Annotated in this window: 17 protein-coding genes; 12 read left to right on the top strand and 5 right to left on the bottom strand. The window is 44.4% G+C overall.

Annotation, left to right across the window (positions count from 1 at the left end; genetic code table 11):
* Positions 1–193 precede the first annotated feature (193 nt).
* The 4 genes from W234_RS0103140 (at position 194) to lpxC (ending at position 5,090) form a co-directional block, all read left to right on the top strand.
* The gene (locus W234_RS0103140) at positions 194–1,006 is read left to right on the top strand and encodes a cell division protein FtsQ/DivIB (RefSeq protein ID WP_025644653.1); all 813 of its coding nucleotides are present in this window, start codon (positions 194–196) and stop codon (positions 1,004–1,006) included.
* Positions 1,007–1,122: 116 nt separating this feature from the next.
* Positions 1,123–2,457 (top strand): cell division protein FtsA, encoded by a 1,335-nt coding sequence (ftsA, locus tag W234_RS0103135; protein WP_227501897.1) that lies wholly within the window; start codon positions 1,123–1,125, stop codon positions 2,455–2,457.
* Positions 2,458–2,602: 145 nt separating this feature from the next.
* On the top strand, positions 2,603–3,781 hold the full coding sequence (gene ftsZ, locus W234_RS0103130) for a cell division protein FtsZ (RefSeq protein ID WP_025644649.1): 1,179 nt from the start codon (positions 2,603–2,605) through the stop codon (positions 3,779–3,781).
* 391 nt (positions 3,782–4,172) lie between these two features.
* A complete protein-coding gene (lpxC, locus tag W234_RS0103125) occupies positions 4,173–5,090 on the top strand; it encodes a UDP-3-O-acyl-N-acetylglucosamine deacetylase (RefSeq protein ID WP_025644648.1) in 918 nt (305 codons plus the stop codon).
* A 288-nt stretch (positions 5,091–5,378) separates the two neighbouring features.
* On the opposite strand, the gene W234_RS0103120 is transcribed toward lpxC, so the two are convergent.
* Positions 5,379–5,882 (bottom strand): hypothetical protein, encoded by a 504-nt coding sequence (locus W234_RS0103120; RefSeq protein ID WP_025644647.1) that lies wholly within the window; start codon positions 5,880–5,882, stop codon positions 5,379–5,381.
* A gap of 215 nt (positions 5,883–6,097) precedes the next feature.
* Here W234_RS0103120 and W234_RS0103115 point away from each other — a divergent pair, with 215 nt between their 5' ends.
* Complete coding sequence (locus W234_RS0103115; protein ID WP_025644646.1) at positions 6,098–6,826, top strand: CHAP domain-containing protein; 729 nt, start codon at positions 6,098–6,100, stop codon at positions 6,824–6,826.
* Positions 6,827–6,974: 148 nt separating this feature from the next.
* Here W234_RS0103115 and W234_RS0103110 read toward each other — a convergent pair whose 3' ends face one another.
* Positions 6,975–7,676, bottom strand: a complete 702-nt coding sequence (locus W234_RS0103110) for a hypothetical protein (protein ID WP_025644645.1) — start codon at positions 7,674–7,676, stop codon at positions 6,975–6,977.
* Between the two features lie 165 nt (positions 7,677–7,841).
* Positions 7,842–8,153, bottom strand: a complete 312-nt coding sequence (locus tag W234_RS0103105) for a YhbY family RNA-binding protein (RefSeq protein ID WP_025644644.1) — start codon at positions 8,151–8,153, stop codon at positions 7,842–7,844.
* A gap of 232 nt (positions 8,154–8,385) precedes the next feature.
* On the opposite strand from W234_RS0103105, the gene W234_RS0103100 reads away from it, so the two are divergent.
* The 7 genes from W234_RS0103100 to W234_RS0103070 all read left to right on the top strand — a co-directional run bounded on the left by W234_RS0103100 (position 8,386) and on the right by W234_RS0103070 (position 16,054).
* Positions 8,386–9,018: an RlmE family RNA methyltransferase gene (locus W234_RS0103100; RefSeq protein ID WP_025644643.1), complete on the top strand. Its 633-nt coding sequence runs from the start codon at positions 8,386–8,388 to the stop codon at positions 9,016–9,018.
* Between the two features lie 305 nt (positions 9,019–9,323).
* The gene (gene ftsH / locus W234_RS0103095) at positions 9,324–11,219 is read left to right on the top strand and encodes an ATP-dependent zinc metalloprotease FtsH (RefSeq protein WP_025644641.1); all 1,896 of its coding nucleotides are present in this window, start codon (positions 9,324–9,326) and stop codon (positions 11,217–11,219) included.
* Positions 11,220–11,474: 255 nt separating this feature from the next.
* On the top strand, positions 11,475–12,377 hold the full coding sequence (gene folP, locus W234_RS0103090; RefSeq protein ID WP_025644639.1) for a dihydropteroate synthase: 903 nt from the start codon (positions 11,475–11,477) through the stop codon (positions 12,375–12,377).
* 265 nt (positions 12,378–12,642) lie between these two features.
* Positions 12,643–12,918 (top strand): succinate dehydrogenase assembly factor 2, encoded by a 276-nt coding sequence (locus W234_RS0103085; protein WP_025644638.1) that lies wholly within the window; start codon positions 12,643–12,645, stop codon positions 12,916–12,918.
* Between the two features lie 106 nt (positions 12,919–13,024).
* Positions 13,025–13,492, top strand: a complete 468-nt coding sequence (locus tag W234_RS0103080) for a protein YgfX (RefSeq protein WP_227501896.1) — start codon at positions 13,025–13,027, stop codon at positions 13,490–13,492.
* Positions 13,493–13,637: 145 nt separating this feature from the next.
* On the top strand, positions 13,638–14,366 hold the full coding sequence (locus W234_RS0103075; RefSeq protein WP_025644635.1) for a YidB family protein: 729 nt from the start codon (positions 13,638–13,640) through the stop codon (positions 14,364–14,366).
* Positions 14,367–14,596: 230 nt separating this feature from the next.
* A complete protein-coding gene (locus tag W234_RS0103070) occupies positions 14,597–16,054 on the top strand; it encodes an anion permease (RefSeq protein WP_025644633.1) in 1,458 nt (485 codons plus the stop codon).
* Between the two features lie 35 nt (positions 16,055–16,089).
* Here the strand turns inward: W234_RS0103070 and W234_RS0103065 are convergent, their stop codons facing one another.
* Together W234_RS0103065 and recA are read right to left on the bottom strand one after the other, a co-directional pair.
* Positions 16,090–17,286, bottom strand: coding sequence for a regulatory protein RecX (locus tag W234_RS0103065; protein WP_025644631.1), 1,197 nt, complete (start codon positions 17,284–17,286; stop codon positions 16,090–16,092).
* 50 nt (positions 17,287–17,336) lie between these two features.
* Positions 17,337–18,404 carry a recombinase RecA gene (recA, locus tag W234_RS0103060; RefSeq protein ID WP_025644629.1) on the bottom strand — a complete coding sequence of 356 codons (1,068 nt, stop codon included), beginning with the start codon at positions 18,402–18,404 and terminating at the stop codon, positions 17,337–17,339.
* Positions 18,405–18,498 lie beyond the last annotated feature (94 nt).

The following is an 18,498-nucleotide window of genomic DNA, read 5'->3' as shown; positions in this document are numbered from 1 at the left end:
TGTTGTTTTTGCTAGGATTGTCGGATTTTAACCTTAGTAGTACTCAATCACGTAGCCAATAACTGTGCTTTTATAAACCACGTTAAAATAACTTTATAAATGAACGGTCTATTGACACATGTTGCCCCAGTAGCTAGTAAAATTAAATGCATATTAAGTGTAAAATCAATCAAGTATATGGACGGATGCAATTATGGCTCAAACTGTCGATGATGTGGCTGAGCTCATGGATAGTAAAGCGGATCGTCCAAAAAGAAGTTTACCACTTCCAAATTCGGCTAAATACTTTTTTACAGCTATTGTCGTTGCGCTATTATTATTGATATTAGCGATGGGCGCTAAGGCTCTACGTGATGCACCGCCTGCTACCATACAAGTCAGCTCACAAGGTCTGAGTCCGGTCCAGTATCAAAGCTTACAGCAAACGATGAGTCGGCAAACCGTTAGTAGCTTTTTTACCAATGATTTGCAGTCCCTACGTGATATTGCCATGAGACTTGCTTGGGTCGATCAGGTCAGTGTGACTCGTGATTGGCAACGCGGAATTGTAATTACCGCGCTACCAAAGCAAGCGATCGCTAATTTTGGTACTGAGCGACTAGTAGATGCTAAAGGCGAGGTGTTTGTCCCTGTTGATAATAACGACTTGCGCCAACCTCAGTTCGCAACTTTACAAGGCGATATCGAGCAAGCACCGGTCATCATGCAGCAAATGCAGCAGATTAACGACTGGTATGCGCCGCTTGAGATGCAAGTTGAAGATATTATTTTGACCCCGCGTATGACTTGGTTGGTGCGTTTTGATACTGGTCTACGAGTGATTGTAGATAATGAAAACACTGCTCAGAAATTACTGAGCCTAAGCCAGTTATTAGCCGCGCAACTGCACGACCGCCGTGATGAGATGCAGTCGGTAGATTTACGCTACAAGAACGGCTTCACTATAGCGTGGAATGTGAGACAAGAGTCTGATACAGCTAGTACCGATAGCGCTGCGAATCTTTAGCTTATATTTTATTCATCTTTGTGAAAAGGATCTTTACTTTAGAGACATCTAAAGGATAATTTAACGAAACTCGTTAGATAGATTGCTTCGCAAGTACTTTTTAATAATTAATGGGGATGTGCAATCGTTCCCTGATTAGCGATAATTTGTCTGGTAACATGAAAAATACTGAAAACCTCGTTGTTGTCCATCTAAGCGCCACTGCAGTTTATGCTGTGATTGGCAGTGTTGTCTCTGCAAAAGACATCCGTATCATGGGTATCGGCCAAGTCAAAAACAACGACTTCTATCAAGGTCGAATCAAGCATCGCGAACGTCTACAAGGTGCGATAAAGCAAGCCATTCAAGAAGCAGAAGATACCGCAAACTGCCGTGTGCATAGCGTTTGGCTGACTTTAGCGACTCCTGAGCTACTCAGTAAAAACAGTACCGGACAGGTCGATGTTGAAGAGGATGTGGTACTGGCCAAAGACATGGTACAAGCCTTGTCCAACGCAAAAGCTAAAGACCTGCCTTCTGATTATTATCTCATGCACTGCTGTCAGCAAGGTATCTATATCGACGATATGGACTCTATGGTCGATGATGCTATTGAGATGGTTGCCAAAAACATCACCGTGCTTTATCACATGATGATGATGCCAGTGGCCAGTCGCCAAAACATCCAAAAACTACTGCAAAGCTGTGATGTCGGTATCGACCATATCGTCTTTGACGCCGTTACTAGTGCCGAGTACAGTTTGATGAGTGAGGAGCGTCAGCAGGGCGTCTGCTTGGTCAATATTGGCGCAAGTACCACGAGTATTTGCGTCTATAAAGAAAACAAGCTTATCTTTACTCATTGTATCGCGAGCGGCAGTCATGAAGTCACTATGGATATCTCAGCCGATGTAGGCATCTCAATGATAGAAGCTGAGAGACTCAAGAAGTCTCATGGTACTGTCGATACCAATAGCATAGACCCTAGCGCCTTCTTTTTGTTTAAGCCCCAAGGTTCAAATGATGAGATCAATATCGGTATTTATAATTTAGCCCGTATTATTGAGGCGCGATTTATTCAGATATTTACCGAAGTGGCGCGCCAGCTCCATGAGGCGGATTTGATAGGTTTTATTGATCGCGGTATCGTCCTGACAGGCGGCGGCAGTACGATTAAAGGTATGGTGCCATTTGCCAAAAAATTATTGAAAATGCCAGTCGTCATGAGTAATACTCATCCGGCAATCAGTGCTTTTAACCATTTTGACAATGAAGATACCTTTAAACAGCTCAATGCTCAGATTAACGATCGCGCTTATCATACAGCTTTTGGCGCTTTGTTATATAGTCAGAGCGAGCAGTTTCGTCATAGCGAACAAAGCGAGCCTGAAGCTATTCAAGAGAGCCGAGTAAAAGGCACCTTTCAAAGAGTTGGTCAGCGTTTTACTAACATCTTCAAAAAAATACTATGATAGTTGAAAAAGATAGTTTGAAAACGAAACTAAGCTATACTTATTTTATTTAAATACATTTATATATAGTCCGTCGATATGACAGAACCTGCCTGCACTATGACGTGTCGACCCTTACGCTATTTGCAACTGGAGAACCCTTTTTATGTCAAAATATACCATGCCAGATGATAGTCAAGTTCAAGATAACGGCCAAGCGCGCTTCACCGTATTTGGGGTAGGCGGCGGCGGCGGTAATGCGGTAGAGCACATGGTACAGCAAGGTATCAGGGGCGTCACTTTTGTCTGCGCTAATACGGATAGACAAGCGCTAGATCGTCTAACCGCTCCTAATAAGCTACAGCTAGGCGCTAAGACCAATCGAGGTCTAGGCGCTGGCGCTAACCCAGAAATCGGTCGTGAAGCTGCAGAAAGCGAAGAAGAAGCGATCCGCGAGATGCTAGACAACTCTGACATGGTCTTTATTACAGCGGGTATGGGCGGTGGTACCGGCACAGGCGCCGCTCCAGTCGTCGCTCGTATCGCCAAAGAGCTAGAAGTACTGACTGTCGCTGTGGTCACAACGCCTTTTAAATTTGAAGGCGGTAAACGCATCAAAGCGGCTAAAGCAGGTATTGAGCAGCTGACGAACTTTGTGGACTCTATCATTACTATTCCTAATGATAAGCTGATGAGCATCTACGGTAATATCTCCATGCAAGACGCCTTCAAAAAGGCCGATGATGTTTTATTGCATGCTGTACAAGGCATCGCTGAAACTATCGCGCGTGAAGGGCTTATCAATATTGACTTCAATGATATTCGTACCGCAATGACTGCTAAAGGTCATGCGATGATGGGTATTGGCCGTGCTAGCGGTGACGACCGCGCGCGTCAAGCGACTGAAAAGGCAATCAAATCACCACTGCTTGACGATCTGCGTTTAGAAAACGCGAAAGGCTTGCTAGTTAACGTTATCTCTTCTGAGTCGCTATCTTTAGACGAGTTTAGCCAAATCAGTGAAATCGTTGAAGGCATCACTGATAATGACGACGCCAATATCTTTTATGGTTCAGTCATCGATGAGAAGATGGGTGATGACTTACATGTTACCGTTATCGCAACTGGTCTGACTTTGAATGAGGATATCCCTGAAGTACCAGTGCCTTCGGTGACCAGCACGCAATCAGTAGATCCGAGTACCCATACGAGCGCTCTAAACAGTCAAAAGCAGACTCAAGCACAGCAGTATCAAGACTCTACGCCGCGTACAGCACCGCAAGAGCAGCCACAGACTAAGACCAACAGTATCCAAGATTATCTAAAGCGCCAGCAGAATAAATAACGTTTTAGTCATTGGTTTGTTCAGGCCAATAAAGAAGAACCAGCGTTGAGACGCTGGTTTTTTTTGCTTAATAAGTAGCTAATAGCATGAATAGATTACAAAATTATATTTTATTATTAAGGGAAAACGTTAAAAAGTTGTTATGAATAGGTAGAATTATTGAATAAAAATAAGGGTTTAGATCAGGTGGGTCACTACCAGCGATAAAGCTGCAGCCCTTGACTGGCGTGCTCTCAGCCATATTTTGATGAATAAATATAGCTAAAATAGTAGTGACAATAAGTATTATCAATGGCTTAAATATGCAAATTAGTATTTTTTGGCTATAGCGAATTAAGGGGTACTAATGGTACACTAGGGCAATTGTAACAAAATATGTGGGATTACAGCCATGAATCAGAGAACTATAAAAACAGCTTTAGCGGTCACTGGTACCGGTTTACATAGTGGTCAGCCTGTGGATCTTGAGTTTCATCCACAGCCTGTTGATACCGGTGTTGTTTTTGAGCGTTCCGATATACTAGGCTCAGCACCGATTCCAGCTAGTGCCTTTTTGGTGCAAGATACCATGATGTCATCTAACTTAGTATTTGGCGGTACGCGCGTCGGTACGGTTGAGCATCTACTAAGCGCTATTGCTGGCCTTGGTGTCGATAATCTACTGATACGAGTCTCTGCAAGCGAGATTCCTATTATGGATGGTAGCGCGGCGCCTTTTGTGGGCTTATTACTACAAGCAGGCTTTGAAGAGCAAGAAGCGCCTAAGAAGTTCTTGCGGGTGGTCAGACCAGTACGAATCAAAGTCGATGACAAATGGGCTGAACTGCGTCCTTACAATGGCTTTGAGATGAACTTTGAGATTGACTTTGAGCATCCAGCCTTTGATAAGGATTTCCAGCATGCTCAGTTCCACCTTTCCACTCATAACTTTATCGAGCAGTTAAGCGAAGCGCGTACCTTTGGTTTTATGAAAGATATAGAAGTCCTGCGCAAGAACAATCTTGCTTTAGGTGGCAGTATGGACAATGCTATCGTCATTGATGAGGCAAGAGTGTTGAATGCTGAAGGCTTACGCTTCAATGATGAGTTCGTTCGTCACAAGATTTTGGATGCATTAGGCGACTTATATCTTATCGGTTATCCTATTTTGGGCCGTTTTAGTGCGTACAAGTCAGGTCATGCACTCAATAACTTATTGGTTCGCGAAATACTATCTGACCCAAAAAACTTTGAAATTGTAACATTTGATGACAATGTAACTTGTCCTATCGAATATTTGCCACTCTCTGGGCTAGTCGTTGAAGGATAAATACACGAATATACAGGATGTATCGCAACATTTACGCAATATTACATAGTTTACGAAATAACACATTCATAATTTTGAATATATTTAGTCGTTAAAACCGAATAAAATCGCTGAAAGTTAGGTAATACAAAAGCTAACAGCTATCAAAAAACGTACGATGATAATGTCAAATCAAAGACAATCTTCATCATACGTTTTTTTTTGTGCAAAATTTTTTGGATAACGAATTAATAGCGACTAATTTTTAATATGTTATTTACATAACTTTACAATGTAATCTGCAAATTTTTAGTCATTTATTAGCCGCAAAAGTGCTTTTTGCAGCTTTTTATCCGTGGTGACATGCTCAGCTGCCTGTGATATAGTCCGCTTTGTGTTTTGGCTAAGGGCCTGATGCACATTGGTTTTATTGGATTTTGAGACCGCTAGTTGTTCTGAAACTTTAGAATCATGAGCGGCAGTATGAGCTACCACGACGCTGATTTGCTTGAGTTGTTGAAATGTAATTGACTGCTCTGTTAACACTGATAAGTAAGCATTTTGTAAATAGCGAATGTGATTAGCCGCAGTTACTGAACCTACACTGAGTGTGAGTTGCTCATCGTTCAGACCGACAACCCAGCAGGTATTAAGAATCTCTTCTGGTAGACAATCTGCCAATAGTTTTTTTATCTCAGTGGTTGCTTGCGTAAAAACACGCATATTATCGCTCAAGCTTCGAGGTAGTGCGCTACCAGCAAATGCTTGATGATCGATAAGTTGGGCAAGTCGATTAGGCTGTTTTTTTGACATCGTGTTGCTCATTGCAAGATATAAGGTTAAAGCGGACAATCTACGAGGCGAATGACAAAACTAGTAATGATGCTAGTGTCGGGCGCTTAAGACTAGAGTGTTAGCTGCTATACCTAGGATTTTATCATGATTGTTTAATGGCTATATCCTTTAAATGAATTGATGCTTCGTTATGGATGACGAGCGCTCTTGTATTAACTATAGGTAGTAAATTTATGAAACAAGCTTTATTAATTTTGTCAGTACTAGGAATGGGCATAGCACAAACAAGTGGTGCTGCCGAAACGACCTTTCAATCAAATAATACCTTGACTCATACCATCACAAATATCACGGCTGCTTCGAACTACGGTTCTAGCCAGAATATTTATAGCACCAACAGTGGCGCTCGCGTTTATAGCAATGACGAAATCAGTCAAGCTATTGATAACCTAAGCGAGCACGCCAAGCAAAAAGAATATCAGTTAGCATCACTAACTAGCCGTTTAGCGTACGAGCGCGAACAGCAAATCCGCAGTAGTATCCCAGATAGCAATTCAGCGCCAGCTCGCGCTGCAGCGCGTGCAGCAAGAGCAGCGCACGCTAGAAGTACAGGCTACTGTGCCCGTTATGTGCGTAAAGCGCTACAGTCTGCCGGTTACGAGTTTACTCCAAACCCATCTGCTTATCAGTATGCGACGCGTGGCACGCTTGCTCAAGCAGGCTTTACCAAAATCAGTAATGACACACCGCATCAGGTGGGTGATGTGATCGTCTATGACCGTAGCTCAAGACGCCCGCACGGTCATATTCAAATATTTGACGGTAACGGCTGGGTCTCAGACTTCCGCCAAAAAGGTATCAGCCCATACAGCGGTGTCCATAGTTATACCACATGGCGCGACTCACAATACGTAGATGATGCCTCAGATCGTGGTATCTATCTTGCGATGGCTGACGAGTAACTGCTACTATATTTGTAGTCAATTATAATCTAGCTATCGTTAGTTCAGCAAAAAACCCAGTAATGATCTAAATGACATTGCTGGGTTTTTTATGCGGCATCTCATGCTACGCCTATGAGTTTTATCATCTTTTAGATCTGCTAAGTCATTACTCTTTATCCAGCTGCAGCTTTGACCAGTGCTGGCGCTGATGAAAATCGGCTGGCGTGGCGTGCTCAGTTGCAAAGTAAAGTGGCGTGCCTGCGAAGTTGAGAATGACGCATGGATGTATCAAGGCAGTCAAGTTAGAATTGAGTATGCGCGGCATAGAGTCAGGTAGCATATCTAATGCGATTGAGAATTGGCGCTGTTTCAATAACGAATCACTACTTGCTAGTGTTTTATTATGCCATTGAATATGGACGGGATGTTGACTGCCTTTTATCAATAAGGGTATGGGCGGCAGCGTAACAGGGGTACGGTAGTCCGTAAACTGATAGACCGCATATTGACCATTTGGACTGGCATTTATCTCCACATAACTTGCCGCGTTATTGGTTATAAAACACTCTAAGCAAGTCTGCTGCCATAGATAATCTGCAAAGCCGACTTTTTGTTTATTCCAAAGCGGCCATTGCAACTGATCCAATAAGGTCATAGACGGCAGCTTAACCTCATAGCGGAGGCTTAAGCTAGTATCCATATCGCTACTTATTGTATTTAGCGTATCGCTGTCAGCATTCGCTGAGTCCATAATCGTAGCCGTTACTTTAACGATAATTTGCTGTAACTGGGAAACGGACATACCGATCTTTTGAGCATCACTCACTAAGCTATCGTTTGCAAGCTTAAGAATAAAAGTCTGACTCATATTATGGATTGCCTTATCGTAAATAGGTTAAATGCTGACAACTCGCTGAGCGGCCAAAAAATATAGCAAAAGTAGAAGAGTAAAAATGACAAAAGCCGCAAGTCTAATCAGCTGCGGCCTTTAAGATAAGTCTATAAAGAGTATTAAATCATCACTCTTTATGCATTACTGAGCATAACGGGCTAAGTTAGATAGCTTAGGATTGGCGTTTGGGTTTTGGCGTAATAACAGCGCCATACGGCCGATAGTGTGAATCACATTGGCATTCGCTGTAGTCGCAATCTCAGTGCTCACGATATCACGCTCATGCTTAGTGCCTGCTGGCAGCTTCACTTTAATCAGCTCGTGATCGCTCAATGCTCTATCAATCTCTTCACTAATGGCAGGGGTGATGCCTTTATTGCCGATCATAACGATAGGCTTGAGCTCGTGGCCAATACTTTTTAGGCGTTTAATGGTTTCATTATCAAGTTGCATAACATTCCTTATATCAATATAAATAAGTTTTAGTGTCTGTATCAACGACAGAGTACACCGGCGCAGTACAAACGATATCATCAAAAATTTAATGCGTATTATAAGCAATATGAGACTATCTTGCTTGAATTCATTAGGATTTTGGACGATTTTAGGTGAGGGAAATGTTAAACTAAGCGTCTTAACTTGGTTTTTGTAGCGCTTTTTTGTGATAGGTATAGGAGCAAGTATTTTGGCTACGCGTATTGAAAATAAAAAACTCTCAAAAAGTAGCCGTGCTTGGATGAAAGAGCATCTTGATGACCACTATGTCAAGCAAGCGCAAAAAGACGGCTATCGTGCGCGCGCCGCTTATAAACTGTTAGAGATCAATGACAAAACCCAGACTATCACTAAAGGGATGACCGTAGTCGATTTGGGCAGTGCGCCGGGGAGTTGGTCGCAAGTAGCGAGTAAGCTAGTAGGCGACACTGGCACCTTGATAGCTTCTGATATTTTACCGATGGATGCTTTGGCTGATGTCACTTTTATCCAAGGTGATTTTCGTGAGGCTGAGGCTTTTGACGCGATTATGGCGCAAGTGGGCGATAGCCAAGTCGATGTAGTGCTATCCGATATGGCCCCTAATACCGCGGGTAACAGCGCGGTCGATCAACCACGCATGATGTATCTGTGTGAGTTGGCAGTAGATTTTGCCTTAGCAACTTTGCCTAAAGGCGGCGCGCTGATTATGAAAGTCTTCCAAGGCGAGGGCACACAAGAGCTTAGGCAGCAAATGCAGCGCGACTTTAGTAAGGTTCGCAGTATCAAACCGGCTGCTTCTAGACCACGCTCCAAAGAGATGTTTTGGATAGCGATTCGATAGTTTTGAATAAGATTTAAACGCTGCTAGTGTTGCTACAATAGTTAACTGAAAAGTGATATCTAGTGGTTGAATTGTACCGATTAAAACCATATATCGTGGTATATTAGCTTTGTTTTAAGCAATTATTAAAATGAAGTCGCCTTAGAGTAACGGGTTATTTATATTAGTTTTTATCTTTTAATCGCGGTGTTTAGTCACCATATACTATATATAGTCCACACAAAGACTGAAATAAATAATAGGTTAACGCTTTGAAGGCGTCACGTGTCGAGTTGACACACCAATAAGTAGGGATGGGAAAGCTTGTGAGCGACATGGTAAAAAATACCTTATTGTGGCTGGTGGTAATCGGCGTTCTAGTGCTAGTGTTTAGCGGCTTTGATCAATCATCAGAGCCTGATAACCTTAACTACTCTGAGTTTGTGACCGCAGTGTCAGAAAATCAAGTAGCTAGCGTTGAGATCGACGGTGAACAAATCACTGGTGAGAAGAAAAATGGCTCAACATTTGAGACCATTAGACCGGCTGTGGCTGATGAGCAGTTAATGCCAATGCTGCGTGAAAATCAGGTCGAAGTAGAAGGCACAGCACCAAAACGCCAAAGCATACTAATGCAGCTATTGATTGCTAGTTTCCCGATTCTATTGATTATTGGTCTCTTCTTATTCTTTATGCGTAATATGCAAGGCGGCGCTGGCGGTAAAGGCGGTGGCCCTATGAGCTTTGGTAAGTCAAAAGCCAAAATGCTGAGCGAAGATCAGATCAAGGTTAATTTTACTGATGTTGCAGGCTGCGAAGAAGCCAAAGAAGAAGTCGTCGAAGTGGTTGAATTCTTGCGTGACCCTGATAAGTTTACTAAGCTTGGTGCGACTATTCCGCGTGGTATCTTGATGGTCGGACCTCCAGGTACCGGTAAAACCTTGCTAGCTCGAGCTATCGCTGGTGAAGCCAAAGTACCGTTTTTCTCAATATCAGGTTCTGATTTTGTGGAGATGTTCGTTGGTGTGGGTGCTTCGCGTGTTCGTGATATGTTCGAACAAGCAAAAAAGAGTGCGCCTTGTATCATCTTTATTGATGAGATTGATGCGGTCGGTCGTCATCGCGGCTCAGGTATGGGCGGTGGTAATGATGAGCGCGAGCAGACACTGAACCAATTACTCGTTGAAATGGATGGTTTTGAAGGTAATGAAGGGGTGATTGTCATCGCCGCGACTAACCGTGCTGACGTCCTCGATAAAGCGCTACTCCGTCCTGGCCGTTTTGATCGTCAGGTACAAGTAGGCTTGCCAGATATTAAAGGCCGTGAGCAAATCCTAAAAGTACATCTGAAGAAACTGCCAAATACGATCAGTGTCGATGCGCGAGCTTTGGCTCGTGGTACACCTGGCTTTACTGGTGCTCAGCTTGCTAACCTCGTCAACGAAGCCGCACTATTTGCCGCGCGCCGTAATAAGCGCAGCGTCGATATGAATGACTTTGAAGATGCCAAAGACAAGCTCTATATGGGTCCTGAGCGCAAATCTATGGTGATACGTGAAGAAGAGCGCCGCGCCACCGCTTATCATGAGGCAGGTCATGCCTTAGTTGCTGAATTACTACCGGGTACTGATCCGGTGCATAAGGTAACGATTATGCCGCGCGGATTTGCTCTAGGGGTTACTTGGCAGTTGCCTGAGCATGATCAGACAAGTATGTATAAGTCAAAAATGCTCAATGATATCGCTATTTTGTTCGGCGGTCGTATCGCTGAAGAGGTGTTTATCAATCAGATGTCGACTGGTGCTTCTAATGACTTTGAACGTGCGACTAAGATGGCACGAGCAATGGTGACTAAGTATGGTATGTCAGATGCGCTAGGTATCATGGTCTATGAAGACGATGATAGCTCGCAAGGGTACTTCGGCGGCGGTGGTCGGACGATTTCTGAAGCCACGCAGCAAAAGGTCGATGACGAAGTTCGCCGGTTGTTAGAAGAGCAATATGACATCGCGCGTGAATTAATCGAGGCAAATCAAGATAAAATGCACGCTATGGTAGACGCGCTTATGAAGTGGGAAACGATTGACCGTGATCAGCTGCAAGATATCTTAGCAGGCGAAGAGCCACGTCCACCAAAGATTTACCAGCATAACGAAGTTAATTTATCAAAAGATAGAGAGAAGCCTGAAGGTACCATTCCGCCGCCCCTACCAGCGATGTAATGACTTGGTATAGTGGATATAAAACCATTGAAATTAAGAAGCCCTTTTCATAAAGGGCTTTTTTTGGGTTAAAAATTAGAGATCTAATACCCCAATCCTAATGTAGGAGCTGAATGTCGTAATAAAAGGTTTAGACTCCGTTCTGAGGAATTGTAAAGGTCAGACAGACTTTAGGAGTACCGCTCATTTACTGATATGATAAGCTAAAAATTAATAGTGCTTTATTAATAAATTTTCATCTACATGAGATCAGTTATGCCGTTGTTTCAGCCCTTACCTGCTTATAGTATCCGCATACGTCACAAAACATTAGACTTATCGAAGCCGCAAATTATGGGTATTTTAAATGTGACCCCAGATTCGTTTTCGGACGGTGGGCAGTTTAATGCTGTAGAAAGTGCTCTAAATCGAGCGCAGGAAATGATCGCAGCAGGTGCCACTATTATCGATATCGGCGGTGAATCCACACGCCCAAATGCTGAGGCAGTAGCGACAGATGAGGAGATAGCTCGCGTCATACCAGTAGTTGAAGCGATTCGCGCACACTGCGGTGATGAGATATGGTTATCGATTGATACCAGTAGCCCACAAGTGATAGAAGCGGCATTCGCAGCTGGCGCAGATATTTGGAATGATGTCCGTGCGCTCAAACGTGAAGGCGCGGCTGCCATGGCCGCTAAGTTAGATATTCCGGTGATGCTGATGCACATGCGCGGTGAGCCGGCAACCATGAACAGCTTAGCGCAGTACGAGGATGTGGTCAGCGAGGTAATGACGGAGCTTGCAGCGCGTGTAGAAGACGTGACTAGTCTTGGCGTCAAACGTGCTAATATAATCCTAGATCCAGGATTTGGCTTCGCTAAAGATTACGCACATCATTGTGCGCTGTTGACTCAATTAGCAAGCTTACAAAGCTTAGAGCTACCGCTGATGTTTGGTATTTCACGTAAGCGTTTTTTGGCAGAAGTACTAGACAAGAGCAATATAGCCCGTTATAAAAACTCCAAAGCTATCGAACGTGATATAGCGAGTACGGCAGCCGGTTTATTTGCACTACAACAAGGCGCGAGTATCATACGTACCCATAATGTGGCGATGATGCAGCAAGCCGTAGCACTTTGGCAGCAGCTCACAGACTATAATCATTTATCAGCTTAGCTTAAACAAACGATGCTTGACATTTAAGACGGCACTTATAGTTAAGTATGAAAAAGATGTAGCGAAACTGGGATGAATTTTTTGCAGCCTCTGTCGACGTAGGCACAGCAAGCCAGAAAAATTTATACCAGTTTCGCGTATTAAATAACGTATCCATTTTATTTAGTATCGGCTATATATAAAATAAACTTGTCTTCAATCAAACATCATATTATTAATAATAAGCGCTTAACCAGCAAGCGCGTTAACGACTAAAGAGTTATTTATGACTACCCAACCCGAGCCTACCGCTGAACAGCGCCGTATTATTTATCAAGCCCGTCGCGGCCTCAAAGAGCTAGATTTTTATATTGATCCTTACGTAAAAGAGCTTTATCTAGCGGCTGATACTGCCGAGCAAGCTACCTTTGCTGAGCTGCTCACATATGAAGACCCTGATTTATTAGATTATTTTACCAATCAAAGTCAGCCGGATGACGCTGCGGTTTGGGAGCTAGTCAATAAAATTAAGACTTGGCGTCATAGTAAGGACTTAACCTAGTAAGGACTTAATGCGTTAGGCACTGTGCTAAACTGTACAGGTGTGCGCTAAACTGTACAGGTATTAATCACTCGGCTCTACTTTACGCAATTTGCTGGATAATTAGATGACCATGTCGCGCTTATCGTTACGGATTGATACTCCTGTACAGCCTACTAGCTATTTGCGTGCCTTATTATATGGCAGTTTGACAGCTATTATTATTCTACTCGCTTGGTTAGCGAAATTATGGCTTTGGCAATATGTGCTCATTTTGCTGGTAGCTGCTGCGGTTGTGAGTTATTTGGCTTTATCAAGGCCAATCTTAATGCATCTTAGTCAGCCTCCAATGAGCAAACGCATCGATCTAGGTTGGCAGCTGCTGATGCGTACCGGACGCGCTGACGAGCTTTGGCAAGCTACGCTCTCTACAGCCCATCACTATCCGTGGTTGATACATTTAACCCTGATAATAACTGAACCTTATCAGCGGCCCTTTACCGTGACCATATTCCGCGATCAAGTGAGCGCTGAGCAGTGGCGACAGCTGAGCGTATTAGCTAATAGTGTCGATGGCGCCACTCAAAGCGATTAAAGTACCACGGTCGAATGTTCAGCACGCCCTAAATCTATAAGCTACTAGACGATACAAGCCATAACAAAACACCTCTCTAGCTATATAAATGGATTTGTTATATTAGGGCTGTTGAAAACAAATATAACGATAAAAGGAGAGAGTTATGAGTTTATTAGGAAATTTAGTTTCGCAAGTCGCGCGTAGTGCTATGGATCCAAATGATGCGCAGCGTAATCCGATCAATCAGCGCACCAGCCCGCGCCGTACTGGTGGTCTTGGTGATATATTGGGCAGTGTGCTCGGCGGTTCGGCAGGCGCTAGTAACCAAGCAGGTGGCTATAATCCGCAGCAATACGGCCGTCAAGCAGATAATGGCTTCGGTCTAGATGATCTATTAGGTGGCTTAGGCGGCGGCGCACAGCGCGGCAGTATGAGCTCAGGTGCAGGCGGCCTTGGCGATATCTTAGGCAGTGTGCTTGGCGGTGGTCAACGTAGTAGAGGCGGCTTTGGCGGTAAGGGTATGCTAATAGCCGCGCTGATGCCGATGGTGCTAAGCTGGATACAGCGCAATGGCGGTCTCAGCGGTGCGTTATCGAAGATTACTGGTATGGGCCATGAAGCACAAGCGCGCTCTTGGATGAGCAATAGTGAGCCTAATGATAACTTAGATCCTAATGAGATCAATCGTCTATTTGACGAAAACGAGATTCAGCAAGTGGCCGCGCAAACCGGCGCTAATGATAGCGAAGTTCGCCAAGGGCTAGCAGAGCTGTTACCTGAGGTAATGAATCAGCTGACCCCAAATGGTAACTTAGATAATGAGGAAGAAGCGAATCAAGAGATTGATCAGATTATCGGTCAGTTGTCCAACCGTCTAGGCACTTTACGATAATGGCCCCATGTTTGTGTTATAGCTACCTTTAACTGTGTAGTCTGCCGCTACTTCTTACGCAGACAGCAGATAGCGGCCAAAAGAGCACGTTTGTATAGCGTGCTCTTTTTTATTGTGAGGACTTCAATAATACATACTACATAGATATGTTAAAAATGGTGAACAAATGCGCAACGGTGCTGGTAATCTTATAAGATGAGGGTATCAGCCACTGCATAGGATACTGACGCATGCCGTTTAAGCCGATCCAAGCCGCTATTGCCATCGTCGTAGGTCTTATCATCTGGTTTGTCATTCCTGTACCGACGGGCGTCACCGCTGACGCATGGCACATGCTGGCTTTATTTATCGCCACCATCGCTGCCATTATTGGTAAAGTACTACCCATCGGGGCGATAGCGGTCATCGCCGTGACGCTCGTGGCTTTGACGGGTGTGACCAGTGACAGCCCAAAACAAGCCATCAATGATGCGCTCTCTAGCTATTCAAGCCCGCTGATATGGTTGATTGGTATCGCAGTGATGATATCGCGCGGCCTTATCAAAACCGGTCTTGGTCGCCGCATTGCTTATTATTTTATTTCTATCTTTGGCAAAAAAACCATCGGAGTCGCATACTCATTGACGGCGGCTGAGCTGATGATAGCGCCTATCACGCCGTCGAATACCGCGCGTGGTGGCGGTATTATTCATCCTATTATGAAATCTATCGCCCAAAGCTTTCATTCAACGCCAGAGGAAGGCACGCAAAATAAAATTGGTCGCTATCTGGCAATGGTCAATTACCATGCCAATCCGATTACCTCAGGGATGTTTATCACCGCGACCGCGCCCAACCCTTTAGTGGTAGATCTGGTAAATAAAGCCACAGGCGGCAACATTCAGCTGTCGTGGACAACGTGGGCAGTGGCGATGTTTGTGCCGGGCATCCTGTGTTTAGTGGTGATGCCCTTGGTGATTTATCTGATCTATCCACCTGATGTCAAAGTCACACCCGACGCTAAAGGTTTTGCAAAAGACAATTTGGCAGACATGGGTAGCATCAGCCGCCAAGAAAAAATCATGCTCGGTGTGTTTGGCCTGATGCTACTACTCTGGGCCAATATCCCAGCGCTGCTATTGGGTGAGCAATACAGCGTCGATTCCACGACGACGGCTTTTATCGGTCTGACGACTTTGATATTGACTGGGGTGCTGACGTGGGAGGATATTCTCAAAGAAAAATCTGCTTGGGATACCATCATCTGGTTTGGTGCCTTGATTATGATGGCCGCTTATCTGAATGAGCTTGGCTTGATTCGCTGGTTTTCTGATAATATCGAGGCGATGATTGGTACGACGGGTCTGGGCTGGGTAGGTGCCGTGGCGATTTTGACGCTGGTGTATTTGTACATTCATTACTTCTTTGCAAGTACGACTGCGCATATCACCGCTTTATTTGCCGCCTTTTATGCCGTTGGGCTGAGCTTAGGAGCGCCGCCCATGCTATACGCGCTGATTTTGGCAGCAGCGGGCAACATTATGATGACCCTCACTCATTATGCGACCGGCACCGCCCCCGTCATCTTTAACTCAGGGTATGTAACCTTAAAAAAGTGGTGGGGCATCGGCGCTATCATGAGTGTGGTCAATCTGGTGATTTGGATAGGGGCAGGTATGATATGGTGGAAAGTGCTTGGCTATTATTAATAGGTATCTGAGTGTTAGAATTAGATGAGTCACGGTTAAAAGCGCTCATCCAAAGTTTCTAAAGTATAGTTAAGCGCTTGAAAACAGATGTCCGTCTTAAAGCCGCGATACTGCAAAAATCGCAGCTGCTTAGCTTTTTCTTTTTGCTCCACTGGTATAGTGTCACCATACTTCTTAGTGCGAGCCTCTACCGCTAGTTTGAGCCAATCAACCCCCTCAACTAAGCTGTCATCAGGATCAACGAACTCGCGAAACTCTTCAGACTCACTATTTGCCATATCAATGAGCTCATCAATATTGCTTGGCATAGTGATTTGCTTTTTATAAAACTCCTGCTTGATACGCTGACGGCCGCGGCCTTTACGAATGTTTTCACGAATTAGCATAAGGGTAGTGCGGTAGTCACTTTGATAACCTTTCTCTTCAAATTCAGCAAGCAGCTTATCAATACTATCCGGGTCTTGCTCTTTGTCGATAAGCTTTTGTTTGAGCTCCGCCTTACCGTACTCACGCCGTGACAGATAATAAAAAGCCAACCAGCGCAAACGGCTCTCAGCTTTGATAGCATCGAGCTCGGCTTGCTTTTGTTCAGGGGTGCGCAGGTAAGCTTTAAGCGCCGGGGGTAGGTTGTCTATCTCGCAAGCCGTGAACGCCGCTGTAGACGCTTCTGTGTTCTCTTGATCAAGAGACGTCGCAATATTATCGGTTACTTGTTTGGCGATATCGTGAGAGCTATCTGCTTCGTCACTACTGCCGTCTGTATGATCTTCATCTGTATGTACCTTGCGCTTAACTTCAGCTAGCATCTGCTGAATGCTTTGTGAGTCTGGCGGCACGTAAGCGGGCGCATCATTGTGCTCAGCGACAAAAATTGCTGCAGCATGGAAGCGCTTTTTGCGTTTTTTTGATTTTGATTTAAGGGAATTTGATGAAGGTTTAGCTAATGATTTATTTGAAGATTGGGATAAAGCATCAAAGCTTGAAGAATCCTCTGCAAAAAAGCTTTTGTCACTCTCATCAGTGGATGTAGTATGAGTTTTCTTCTCAGAAAAAGGCTCTGCGCTTTGTTGCTTTACGCGCTGTGCTTTTTTTGATTTTCTGCGATTAAATAGCTCGGTATTTTTGGTAGTTGAGCTTTTATTATTATGACGTTTTGGTTTACTGCTAGCAGCAGAACTAGCCGAGTCGGTGTCCGACTCGGCTAGAATTTCAGCTAATGTTTTAATCTGCATTTTTAACCTATAAGCTATTCAATAGCATGAAGATTTTTGTGCTTAAGCCATTACTGTATAGGCGATGCTTCTAAGTCCTGACCGGCGTCTATATCTTCGTCATTAGCTTCGGGCTGTTCTTGTGTCCCTGACCCTAACTTTTCTGCACGAATCTTAGCTTCTATCTCTTCTGCGATGGCAGGGTTTTCTTTGAGATAGAGCACTGAGTTGGCTTTACCTTGACCAATCTTTTCATCGCCGTAGCTATACCAAGAGCCCGCTTTGCCTACTGCGCCAATCTCAACGCCAAGGTCAATGACTTCAGCTAAATGGTTGGTACCTTCGCCATAAGTAATCTCAAATTCGGCTTGGCGGAACGGCGGCGCCATTTTGTTTTTGATGACTTTAACGCGAGTTTGGTTACCGATGATGTCATCACCGTTTTTGACCGCGCCGATACGGCGAATATCCATCCGCACCGAAGAATAAAACTTCAATGCGTTACCACCTGTCGTGGTCTCTGGACTACCAAACATGACGCCAATCTTCATACGAATCTGGTTAATAAACACCACCATACAGTTGGAGCGTTTAGCATTACCAGTGATTTTACGTAGTGCTTGGCTCATCAGACGCGCCTGCAAGCCCATATGCGAATCGCCCATCTCACCCTCAATCTCCGCACGTGGCGTGAGAGCGGCGACCGAGTCAATCACGATCATATCGATAGCGCCTGAGCGTACTAACATATCGGTAATCTCAAGTGCCTGCTCGCCATTATCAGGCTGGGAAATCAATAAGTCGTCCGTATTAATGCCTAACTTACGGGCATAAACCGGATCAAGCGCGTGCTCAGCATCGATAAAGGCACAAGTACCGCCTTGCTTTTGGCATTGAGCGATCGTTTGTAGCGTCATGGTGGTTTTACCTGAGCTCTCAGGGCCATAGATTTCAATGATACGGCCTTTAGGTAGGCCGCCAATTCCTAAGGCAATATCTAAGCCTAGAGAGCCTGTTGAGACTACATCGACATCCATAGCAACAGAATCGTCACCGAGATGCATAATAGTGTTCTTACCGAATTGCTTCTCGATTTGTCCTAGTGCTGCTTTGAGTGCTTTTGCTTTGTTGTCGTCCATAATGGACTCCTTGTCAGTAATGAATTTACAAGTGATGTTTTAAGATATAAGAGTGACTAAGTAAACAGAGTAAGTGAGTTGGGATAGTCTTTAT

Source organism: Psychrobacter sp. TB15 (assembly GCF_000511655.1).
In the GTDB taxonomy this organism is placed as follows: domain Bacteria; phylum Pseudomonadota; class Gammaproteobacteria; order Pseudomonadales; family Moraxellaceae; genus Psychrobacter; species Psychrobacter submarinus.
Note: the sequence above shows the minus strand (reverse complement) of the source record. Positions and strands in the feature narration are given on the sequence as shown.

Coding starts and splice junctions, on each gene's coding strand:
- W234_RS0103140 (WP_025644653.1), top strand. CDS start 194: ATGGCTCAAACTGTCGATGATGTGGCTGAGCTCATGGATAGTAAAGCG.
- ftsA (WP_227501897.1), top strand. CDS start 1,123: ATGTGCAATCGTTCCCTGATTAGCGATAATTTGTCTGGTAACATGAAA.
- ftsZ (WP_025644649.1), top strand. CDS start 2,603: ATGTCAAAATATACCATGCCAGATGATAGTCAAGTTCAAGATAACGGC.
- lpxC (WP_025644648.1), top strand. CDS start 4,173: ATGAATCAGAGAACTATAAAAACAGCTTTAGCGGTCACTGGTACCGGT.
- W234_RS0103120 (WP_025644647.1), bottom strand. CDS start 5,882: ATGTCAAAAAAACAGCCTAATCGACTTGCCCAACTTATCGATCATCAA.
- W234_RS0103115 (WP_025644646.1), top strand. CDS start 6,098: ATGAAACAAGCTTTATTAATTTTGTCAGTACTAGGAATGGGCATAGCA.
- W234_RS0103110 (WP_025644645.1), bottom strand. CDS start 7,676: ATGAGTCAGACTTTTATTCTTAAGCTTGCAAACGATAGCTTAGTGAGT.
- W234_RS0103105 (WP_025644644.1), bottom strand. CDS start 8,153: ATGCAACTTGATAATGAAACCATTAAACGCCTAAAAAGTATTGGCCAC.
- folP (WP_025644639.1), top strand. CDS start 11,475: ATGCCGTTGTTTCAGCCCTTACCTGCTTATAGTATCCGCATACGTCAC.
- W234_RS0103085 (WP_025644638.1), top strand. CDS start 12,643: ATGACTACCCAACCCGAGCCTACCGCTGAACAGCGCCGTATTATTTAT.
- W234_RS0103080 (WP_227501896.1), top strand. CDS start 13,025: ATGACCATGTCGCGCTTATCGTTACGGATTGATACTCCTGTACAGCCT.
- W234_RS0103075 (WP_025644635.1), top strand. CDS start 13,638: ATGAGTTTATTAGGAAATTTAGTTTCGCAAGTCGCGCGTAGTGCTATG.
- W234_RS0103070 (WP_025644633.1), top strand. CDS start 14,597: ATGCCGTTTAAGCCGATCCAAGCCGCTATTGCCATCGTCGTAGGTCTT.
- W234_RS0103065 (WP_025644631.1), bottom strand. CDS start 17,286: ATGCAGATTAAAACATTAGCTGAAATTCTAGCCGAGTCGGACACCGAC.
- recA (WP_025644629.1), bottom strand. CDS start 18,404: ATGGACGACAACAAAGCAAAAGCACTCAAAGCAGCACTAGGACAAATC.